The sequence below is a fragment of the Marinobacter sp. genome, from assembly GCF_033722195.1.
GTDB lineage: Bacteria > Pseudomonadota > Gammaproteobacteria > Pseudomonadales > Oleiphilaceae > Marinobacter.
Window position 1 is genome coordinate 1 of record NZ_JAWVZL010000131.1, and the last position, 6899, is coordinate 6899.

Below are 6899 nucleotides of genomic sequence, written 5' to 3' on the forward strand. Positions count from 1 at the left end.
AATCTATGCCGGCGCTGAGCATCCTCACGCAGCCCAGCAGCCCAAAGAACTCGACATTTAACGGAAGGCGGATATGTCTGTAGCACAAAATTACGGTACCGGTCGCCGCAAGACATCCACGGCTCGAGTCTTTATCAAGCCTGGTAGCGGCAACATTTCCATCAATGGTCGCACCATTGAGGATTTCTTCGGTCGCGAGACCCTGCGCATGATCGTGCGCCAGCCGCTGGTGGTGGCTGACTCCACCGACCGTTTCGACATCAAGATCACCGTTGAAGGGGGTGGTATCAGTGGTCAGGCCGGTGCCATTCGCCACGGTCTGACCCGTGCCCTGATGGATTACGACGAGACCCTGCGTCCGGCTCTGCGCAAAGCGGGTTACGTTACCCGTGACGCCCGTGAAGTCGAGCGTAAGAAGGTCGGTCTGCGCAAGGCGCGTAAGCGTCCCCAGTACTCCAAGCGTTAATACCGTTTGGTGCAGATCAGAAGCCCGGCCCCGCGCCGGGTTTTTTTATGCCCGAAACGGAGGCGAAAGCGGTTGTGTCGCCCGATTGCGGAGCGCCGCCCAGGCCTTTCTCACTTGTAAGCATTGGGTAATTTCATTACCATTTGGGCCGTTTAACTTTTTGGGTTGAGTTGTCTTTTTCGATGCGCGGCTGGCCCCAGGGCAAGGCGTGTGTCGCCTGATGGGAGAGAACCATAATGAATAATGGCGACGTGAGCCAGAGCCGACGCCGGTTTCTGATCGGCGCAACATCGGTCGTTGGTGGAGTCGGCGTCGTCGGTGCGGCGGTTCCGTTTGTAGCGTCCTGGAACCCCAGTGCCAAGGCGAAGGCCGCAGGTGCACCGGTTTCTGTGAATATCAGCAAGATCGAACCCGGCCAGCAGATTACGGTGGAATGGCGGGGCAAGCCGGTGTGGGTCGTGCGTCGCACCGAAACCATGCTTGAAAACATCGAGAAGCTCAACGACCGCCTCAAGGACCCCATGTCCGAGGAGGCAGACCAGCCCCCTTATATTGAGGGCATCTATCGAGCTCTCAGGGATGAATACCTGGTGACGGTCGGCATCTGTACCCACCTTGGCTGCTCCCCCACCTACCGTCCGGAAGTTGCGCCGGCCGACCTGGGTGAAAACTGGCTGGGCGGTTTCTATTGTGCCTGCCATGGCTCGCGCTATGACCTGTCTGGCCGTGTCTATGCCAACCAGCCGGCACCGTCAAACCTGGTCATTCCCCCCTACCGTTACGAAGGCGAGGACACCCTCACCGTCGGGCTGGATCCGGAGGCTGTATAATGTCAAAACTTATCAACTGGATAGACCAGCGGCTTCCGATTGTAGAAGCCTATAACAAGCACTTGGGCAAGTATTACGCGCCCAAGAACTTCAACATGTGGTATTTCTTCGGTTCCCTGGCATTGCTGGTTCTGGTGAATCAGCTGGTCACTGGCATCTGGCTGACCATGAGCTACAACCCCAGTGCCGAGGGCGCCTTCAAGTCCGTCGAATACATCATGCGGGACGTGGAATGGGGCTGGCTGTTGCGCTATCTGCACTCCACCGGCGCCTCGGCGTTCTTCGTGGTGGTCTACCTGCACATGTTCCGTGGCCTGATGTACGGTTCCTACCAAAAGCCCCGTGAGCTGATCTGGCTGTTCGGGATGACCATCTACCTGGTGCTGATGGCGGAAGCCTTCATGGGTTACCTGCTGCCCTGGGGTCAGATGTCTTACTGGGGTGCCCAGGTTATCGTCAACCTGTTCGGTGCTATTCCGGTCATTGGCGAGGACCTCTCCCTGTGGATTCGTGGTGACTACCTGATTTCCGGCATTACTCTGAACCGGTTCTTCGCCCTACACGTGGTGGCGCTGCCCATCGTACTGCTGGGCCTTGTGGTGCTGCACATCCTGGCGCTGCACGAGGTGGGTTCCAACAACCCTGACGGCATCGACATCAAGAAGAACAAGGATGAGAACGGCATCCCCAAAGACGGCGTTCCTTTCCACCCCTACTACACCGTGCACGACCTCATCGGTGTCTCGGTGTTCCTGTTCGTATTCTGTGTGGTAGTGTTTTTCTTCCCGGAAATGGGGGGTCTGTTCCTGGAGAAGCCCAACTTTGAGCCGGCCAACCCGCTCAAGACGCCGGACCATATCGCGCCAGTATGGTACTTCACGCCTTTCTACGCCATGTTGCGGGCAGTGACCGTGGACTTGTTCGGTCTGGAGGCCAAGTTCTGGGGCGTGGTGGTCATGGGTGGTGCCATCGCCATCCTTTTCGTTCTGCCCTGGCTGGATCGCAGCCCGGTCCGGTCCATGCGCTACAAAGGCATCCTGAGCAAGATTGCCCTGGCTGTTTTCGTGATCAGTTTCGTGTGGCTGGGCTACCTGGGTATCGTACCTGCGACGGAGACTCGCACCACCATCGCCCAGATACTGACCACACTTTACTTCCTCTACTTCATTCTGATGCCTTTCTACACACGAATGGAGAAAACCAAGCCAGTGCCGGAGAGGGTGACAGGATGATGAAGACGTTTATTCTGGTTCTTGCGATGACCGTGCTACCGGGGCTGGCCCTGGCAGCTGCTCCGGGTGTGCCGCTGGATACCATGGAGCCGGATCATACCAACAAGGCTTCGCTGCAGCGTGGCGCCGCCATGTTCACCAACTACTGTATGGGCTGCCATTCACTGGAGTACGCCCGCTACCAGCGGATTGCCAACGATCTGGGCATTCCCGAAGACATGTACGTGGAGAACCTGATCTTCACCGGCGCCAAGATTGGTGAGCTGATCAAGATCGGCATGGACAAGCAGCAGGCGGCGAGCTGGTTTGGCAATGCGCCGCCGGACCTGACCCTCGAGTCCCGCCTTCGGGGGGAGAACTGGATCTACTCCTACCTGCGTGGTTTCTACAAGGACGATAGCCGTCCGCTGGGTGTGAACAACGTGGTGTTCGAGAACGTGGGTATGCCCCACGTGCTGGTGGAGATGCAGGGCCTTTGTGCGGTCAAGCCCACCATCGGGCAGCAGTCCAGTGTTGACCCGCTCAGTGGCAACGTCAAGAACGCCGGTGTCTGCTCCGAGTGGGCATCCGAAGGCACCATGACGGCCCAGGAGTTCGATACCGCCATGTACGACCTGACCAATTTCCTCTCCTACATGGGGGATCCGGTCAAGGTGGAGCGTGAGCGCCTGGGTATGTTCGTGCTCATTTTCATCGCCATTTTCTTTGTGTTCGCCTACCTTCTGAACCGGGAGTTCTGGAAGGACGTGCACTGAGGATTCGGGTATAATCGCTCAAGCAGATAGTCCAGCGGGCCTCCTGAGGCCCGCTGGCTTTTTACGTTTCAGTATTCTCATTTCGACGTGTCTATTCGTGGGGTAAGTCTATGGGCGTTGTGACCAAGCGGTCATCAATGACGTTTTTCTCGGATCCGGCCAGCCATTACAGCCACCGTGTCCGCATCGTGCTCGCAGAGAAGGGCGTAACCGTCGATGTGGTGGACGTGGACCCGGACAACCCGCCGGAGGAGTTGGCGGATCTCAATCCCTACAATGCGCTGCCCACACTGGTGGACCGTGACCTGGTGCTCTACGAGCCCAACATCATGATGGAATACCTGGATGAGCGCTTTCCGCATCCGCCGCTGCTGCCGGTATATCCGGTTGCCCGGGCGAACAGCCGCCTGATGATCCATCGTATCCAGAGGGACTGGTGTGGCCTGGTGGACCAGATTCTGGCCCAGCCCAACCACAAGGCTTCAGAGACGGCCCGCAAGGAGTTGCGTGAGAGCCTGCTGGCGACGGCTCCGCTGTTTGGCGAGATGCCGTTCTTCCTGTCCGAGGAGTTCACCATTGTTGATTGCTGCATCGCTCCGATCCTGTGGCGGCTGCCGGCGCTGGGTATTGAGCTGAACGAGAAACAGGCCAAGCCGCTCCAGAAGTACATGGACCGCATTTTCGCGCGGGAAGGCTTCAAGGCCAGCCTGTCCGATATCGAGGAAGACATCCGTAGCTGATGTGCGTGCACGCCTGAGGGCATGGGGGGGTTGAGTGGCTGAGAAGAAAACCAACATGACGTCCAGCCGGCCGTACCTGGTGCGGGCGTTCAACGAGTGGATTCTGGATAACGACTGCACGCCCTACATCGTCGTGGACGCCGGGGTTCAGGGGGTCCAGGTCCCGACCGAGCACGTCGCCAACGGCCAGATTGTACTCAATATCAGCCCGGGCGCCGTCAAAGGCCTGGTGGTCGGTAACGGGGCGCTGGAATTCAGCGCCCGGTTTGGCGGTGTGCCCATGCAGGTGTTCATTCCGCTGCAGGCGGTAATGGCAATCTATGCCCGTGAGAACGGTGAGGGCATGGTGTTTGGCAGCGAGCCCGGCTCGCCGGATCCGGACGATCAGGGCCCGGAACCGGAGCAGCAGCCATCCGGCCAGCGCCCCTCCGGCAAGCCCAGTCTTAAAGTAGTAAAATAGGCCGGACCCGCTCCCCGGCAGGGTCGGCCGGTCCTGCCGGGCCGCCGGCCGCTTTCCCGCACTGCGTTCTAGCCACCGAACAGCTTTCGCTCTATCAGCCCACACAGGGCATTGATCACCACCAGCATCAGCGGTGTGGCCTGACTCGGGTCCAGGTTGTGCAGGGCCACCTCATGGTCGTCGGCATGCAGCAGGGAGGTGATGTCGGTCTTCTCCTTCGCACTGAGCACCACCACCTTCATTTCCCGATCGTGGGCCGCCTGTATGGCCTGTATCAGGTTGGCCTTGTGGCCGTCGTCGACAATAACCAGCAGCACGTCGTCCGGCTTGCCGATGGCCCGCACCTGTCGGGAGAAAGTGTCGTTGAAGCGGTTGTCCCGGCAGATTGCCGAATAGGTGGTGGCGTCGGCGCCCAGGTTGATGGCGGGCAGGGCCGGGCGGTCGTGCTCGTAGCGGTTGAGCAGCGCGGTGCAGAAGTACTGCGCCAGCACATTGGCGTTGCCGTTGGCGCAGGCGATGATCTTGCCGTCCATCAGCAGGGCGGACACCAGTGCGTCTGCGGCCTTGCTGATGGCGCCGGCGGTGGTGCTGGCCAGCTCTGCGGTATGCTCCATGTGGGCGGCAAACCATTGTGTTACTAGGGCTTCGTGTTCGCTCATGGTGAGGCCTGAATAGCGTCTTTGATCCACTGCACCCGGTACTGACTGGTAATCCCCGGTGCGATTGCCACTACATCGATCCGGCTGGGATGATTCCACAGGCTGTGACGATGCAGGTAGAACGCCGCTGCCTTCAGCAGGCGCTGCTGTTTGTGATAGCCGATGGATTCGGCGCCTCCGGTAAGGCTGCCGCTGCCGCGGTAGCGCACCTCGAAGAACACCAGGACCTCCTGATCCATCCCGATCAGATCGAGCTCGCCGCCACGGCTGTGAACGTTGCGCTTCAGTATGCGCACACCCCGACTCTGCAGATAACGCGCGGCTACGCCCTCGGCACGCTGGCCGGCAACGCGTCTGCCTTCCCTGGCATCCATCATTCTGTCGTCCTTTTACAGGGGTTGCTGGCCCTCCTGGCCACCGGTTCTCTGTACCGCTGCGCCGGCGTCGTCTTCCTGTTCATCAGTGGTTGCCGGGGGCTCCGGCAGCAATCGGGGAGTGCCCTGTTCGAACACTGCCCACATCTGCTCCCTTTCGATCCTGCCGTCGTCGGTCATGGTCAGACGGCCGGTCAGGCCTTCCACGGAGCTGCCCTCCACCTGCCTCAGCAGCGGCAGGCGCTTGCTCAGCCGGTAGGCATCCACGCCCATGGCGTAGAGCCGGCCCAGTTGGCCGCCCATGGTGGGGAAGGCCTGGGTAGCTTCCCGTCGGCGGGGGTTCTCGGCCGTCAGCACCCAGGGAATGTCAGTGAAACGGACCTGGTTCAGGTCGCGGTCCCGGGAAGGGTCCGGCCGGCCCTCGTACACAATGGAAGGCGCGTAGACCGGCAGGTCACCGGCGAAATAGAACGCGAACAGGGGCTTGAACTGCCGCGCTACGGTGGGCTGCGCCACCATCACGATAGCATCCACGTCCTGGCGCCGCCGGGGTTCGAATTCCACGTTGGCACCGATGGTGCGCTCAATGGCGATCGCGCGGTCGCGACTGGTGTTGATGCCCAGCAGGTCGGCGGTGACGGCGCGCAGGTTGTCGCCGCGGAAGAACCGCTGCACGTCCAGCGCCACGCCACCTGTCTGCGCCAGCGCATCCCGCAGTGCCTGCTCGACCCGGTTGCCCCAGTCACCCTCGGGAATCAGGGCCAGGACCTGCTTGTGGCCCTCCTGCTGCAGGCGGCGGGCAATCTGGCGGGCTTCGTCCTCGGCGGACAGACCGAACTGGTAGAGGTTGCGGGGTGGCGGCTGGGCCTGGTCATAGTAGTTCAGTGCCAGCAGCGGTACCGGCATGGCCTCCTGCTGCATCACCGCGGCCAGGGATTCTTTCTCGAGCGGGCCTACGATCAGGTCGGGATTGTCCTTGCGCAGCTCCGCGTAGAGATTGCCAAAGGCTTTTTCATGGGTATCGGTGATGGTGATCTCGATATCAAAATCGTCGGCGCTGGGGTCCGCGTAGAAGGCCGCCATGAAGCCGTCCCGGACAGCGGCCCCGGCGCTGGCCAGGGGGCCTGACAGAGGCAGCGCCAGGGCGATCTTCTCCGGCCGCTCCTGGGATAGCATGGTGATCAGCGACAGCTCACTGGGCAGCTGGCTGGCGGCGGGATGGCCCGCCCAGTTGGCCTGCCAGCTCCGGATGGCCTTGCCCTGGTCCTCCAGGCTCATGCCCGGTTCCCGCAGCATCAGGGCCAGCTCGAACCAGCCCTGGGAGTCATAGCCGATGGCCTGCTCACTGCGATTCCGGATCGCGCTTGCCGGCACACGCTTGAG

At 60.9% G+C, this 6899-nt stretch carries 9 protein-coding genes; 6 read left to right on the top strand and 3 right to left on the bottom strand.

Annotation, left to right across the window (positions count from 1 at the left end; all coding sequences use genetic code 11):
- Window positions 1-73: 73 nt before the first annotated feature.
- The 6 genes from rpsI (at window position 74) to R3280_RS15365 (ending at window position 4483) form a co-directional block, all read left to right on the top strand.
- Window positions 74-466 carry a 30S ribosomal protein S9 gene (gene rpsI / locus R3280_RS15340; RefSeq protein ID WP_318999484.1) on the top strand — a complete coding sequence of 131 codons (393 nt, stop codon included), beginning with the start codon at window positions 74-76 and terminating at the stop codon, window positions 464-466.
- Between the two features lie 236 nt (window positions 467-702).
- Window positions 703-1296, top strand: a complete 594-nt coding sequence (petA, locus tag R3280_RS15345; RefSeq protein ID WP_318999485.1) for a ubiquinol-cytochrome c reductase iron-sulfur subunit — start codon at window positions 703-705, stop codon at window positions 1294-1296.
- Entirely contained in the window at window positions 1296-2528 is a 1233-nt protein-coding gene (locus tag R3280_RS15350; RefSeq protein ID WP_318999486.1) for a cytochrome b, read from the top strand. The genes petA and R3280_RS15350 overlap by 1 nt, the downstream gene beginning before the upstream one ends.
- Window positions 2528-3283, top strand: a complete 756-nt coding sequence (locus tag R3280_RS15355) for a cytochrome c1 (protein WP_318999492.1) — start codon at window positions 2528-2530, stop codon at window positions 3281-3283. The genes R3280_RS15350 and R3280_RS15355 overlap by 1 nt, the downstream gene beginning before the upstream one ends.
- A gap of 110 nt (window positions 3284-3393) precedes the next feature.
- Complete coding sequence (gene sspA, locus R3280_RS15360; protein WP_318999487.1) at window positions 3394-4023, top strand: stringent starvation protein SspA; 630 nt, start codon at window positions 3394-3396, stop codon at window positions 4021-4023.
- Window positions 4024-4078: 55 nt separating this feature from the next.
- Window positions 4079-4483: a ClpXP protease specificity-enhancing factor gene (locus tag R3280_RS15365; protein ID WP_318999488.1), complete on the top strand. Its 405-nt coding sequence runs from the start codon at window positions 4079-4081 to the stop codon at window positions 4481-4483.
- A gap of 68 nt (window positions 4484-4551) precedes the next feature.
- On the opposite strand, the gene R3280_RS15370 is transcribed toward R3280_RS15365, so the two are convergent.
- The 3 genes from R3280_RS15370 to R3280_RS15380 form a co-directional block, all read right to left on the bottom strand.
- Window positions 4552-5142 (bottom strand): SIS domain-containing protein, encoded by a 591-nt coding sequence (locus tag R3280_RS15370; protein WP_318999489.1) that lies wholly within the window; start codon window positions 5140-5142, stop codon window positions 4552-4554.
- Window positions 5139-5519, bottom strand: coding sequence for a YraN family protein (locus R3280_RS15375; RefSeq protein WP_318999490.1), 381 nt, complete (start codon window positions 5517-5519; stop codon window positions 5139-5141). Before R3280_RS15375 ends, R3280_RS15370 begins: the two co-directional genes overlap by 4 nt.
- Window positions 5520-5531: 12 nt before the next feature.
- The coding region (locus R3280_RS15380) for a penicillin-binding protein activator (protein ID WP_318999491.1) at window positions 5532-6899 on the bottom strand (1368 nt) is incomplete at its 5' end.

Excerpts from the sequence above, each read along its gene's own strand:
- rpsI (WP_318999484.1), top strand. The coding sequence starts at position 74 with ATGTCTGTAGCACAAAATTACGGTACCGGTCGCCGCAAGACATCCACG.
- petA (WP_318999485.1), top strand. The coding sequence starts at position 703 with ATGAATAATGGCGACGTGAGCCAGAGCCGACGCCGGTTTCTGATCGGC.
- R3280_RS15350 (WP_318999486.1), top strand. The coding sequence starts at position 1,296 with ATGTCAAAACTTATCAACTGGATAGACCAGCGGCTTCCGATTGTAGAA.
- R3280_RS15355 (WP_318999492.1), top strand. The coding sequence starts at position 2,528 with ATGAAGACGTTTATTCTGGTTCTTGCGATGACCGTGCTACCGGGGCTG.
- sspA (WP_318999487.1), top strand. The coding sequence starts at position 3,394 with ATGGGCGTTGTGACCAAGCGGTCATCAATGACGTTTTTCTCGGATCCG.
- R3280_RS15365 (WP_318999488.1), top strand. The coding sequence starts at position 4,079 with ATGACGTCCAGCCGGCCGTACCTGGTGCGGGCGTTCAACGAGTGGATT.
- R3280_RS15370 (WP_318999489.1), bottom strand. The coding sequence starts at position 5,142 with ATGAGCGAACACGAAGCCCTAGTAACACAATGGTTTGCCGCCCACATG.
- R3280_RS15375 (WP_318999490.1), bottom strand. The coding sequence starts at position 5,519 with ATGATGGATGCCAGGGAAGGCAGACGCGTTGCCGGCCAGCGTGCCGAG.